Consider the following 1,669-nt stretch of genomic DNA (forward strand, 5'->3'; position numbering starts at 1 on the left):
GAGAAGGTGCCGGCAGGCGGATGAGGGGCGGCGCCGGCGTTGGCAATTGTCGATGTTGGCGCTGCCCCTCACCCTTACCCTCTCCCCGTATAGTGACGGGGAGAGGGGGCGCCAACGCCGCGTTTCACTCCAAAAACGCCTTCGCCCTCATCGTTGCCGGAACTGGCACGCCGAGGCGCTTCAGCACCGTCGGCGCCAGCTGCAACTGGTCCAGCAGCGTGTCTGGCTCGGGACCCTTGCCCGGACCGAAATAGTACAGGGCGAAATCCTGCATCTCGTCGTCGTGGCCGCCATGATGGCCGCGGTCGGTCTGGCCATGGTCGGCGGTGACGATCACTTCGTAGCCGGCTTGCCGCCAGACCGGCAGGAAGGCGGCGAGCATCGCGTCCATCGCATAGACGGCATGGTCCATCTCGTGGCAGTCATGGCCGAAGCGATGGCCCATCGAATCCAGCGTGCAGGTGTGCAAGATGCCGTAATCGATGCCGTGGCGCCTGGTCAGCATGGTCAGCGTCGCGAACAGGTCGACATCGCTCGGCGTCATCTGGTTCCTGGCGTTGTAGCCGGTCATGGTGTGGAAGCGGCCATGGGTGATCGACCCGCCCGGCTCGTCGAATTCCATGTCCTCGATGAGGTCGAACGGACAGGAGCGGAAGAATTCCGACCAATAGGAATGGGTGACGGCACCCGTCTTGCCGCTGGCCTTGCTGACCTCGGAGAAGATGTCCGGCTGCTGGACCCTGAACCGGTTCTCGTTGGAGAGGATGCCATGCACCTGCGGCGCAACCCCGGTGTGGATCGAGGCATAGCAGCAGGCCGAGGTCGACGGCAGCACCGAGCGCATCTTCCAGACCCGCGCCTCGCCCGACTGAACCCAGCCCTCGAGATTGCCCATCAGCCGGCGCCAGTTCCGGTAGGGCACGCCGTCAAGGATGATGAGCAGAAGCTTGGTCGCGAGCGCCACGGGTGGCTCCATGCGGTCTTGCGGGAGACGGCGTCTGGGGCGTCCCAGACGCGCGAGGAGCGTCCTAGTTGCCCGCGCTCGCCATGCGCCGGCCCTTGATCGCCTTCTCCAGCCAGCCGATCTCCATTTCGGGGACGGAGGATAGCAAAAGATCGGTGTAGGCGTCGAAGGGCGGCGACAGCACCTTGCTTTTGGCGCCGTAGCGCACCACCTCGCCGCGATACATCACCGCGATCGAATCGGCGATCGACTTCACCGTGGCGAGGTCGTGGGTGATGAACAGATAGGCGACGCCCTCTTCCTTCTGCAGTCCGAGCAGAAGCTCGAGGATACCATGGGCCACCAGCGGGTCGAGCGCCGACGTCACCTCGTCGCAGATGATCAGCTTCGGCTTGGCGGCGAGCGAGCGGGCGATGCAGACGCGCTGCTTCTGGCCGCCGGAGAGCTCCGCCGGGTAGCGGTCGACGAAGCCCTTGCCCATCTCGATCTTGTCGAGCAGCTCGGCGACGCGCCGGTCGCGCTCGCTGCCGCGTATGCCGAAATAGAATTCGAGCGGCCGGCCGATGATGGTGCCGACGGTCTGGCGCGGATTCATCGCCACGTCGGCCATCTGATAGATCATCTGCAGCTGGCGCAGGTCCTCTTTCGGCCGATCGGCGAGCTTGTTGCCGAGCGTGCGGCCATCGAAGACGATGCCGCCCTGCT

Annotated in this window: 2 protein-coding genes; both read right to left on the minus strand. The window is 65.1% G+C overall.

Annotated features, from left to right (window positions below):
• Positions 1 to 124: 124 nt before the first annotated feature.
• Positions 125 to 964, minus strand: a complete 840-nt coding sequence (locus EN742_RS34265; RefSeq protein WP_126056961.1) for an alkaline phosphatase family protein — start codon at positions 962 to 964, stop codon at positions 125 to 127.
• A gap of 64 nt (positions 965 to 1,028) precedes the next feature.
• A partial coding sequence (locus EN742_RS34270; RefSeq protein ID WP_148670497.1) for an ATP-binding cassette domain-containing protein occupies positions 1,029 to 1,669 on the minus strand: 641 nt, incomplete at its 5' end.

Source organism: Mesorhizobium sp. M4A.F.Ca.ET.020.02.1.1 (genome assembly GCF_004022645.1).
Classification (GTDB): Bacteria; Pseudomonadota; Alphaproteobacteria; order Rhizobiales; family Rhizobiaceae; genus Mesorhizobium.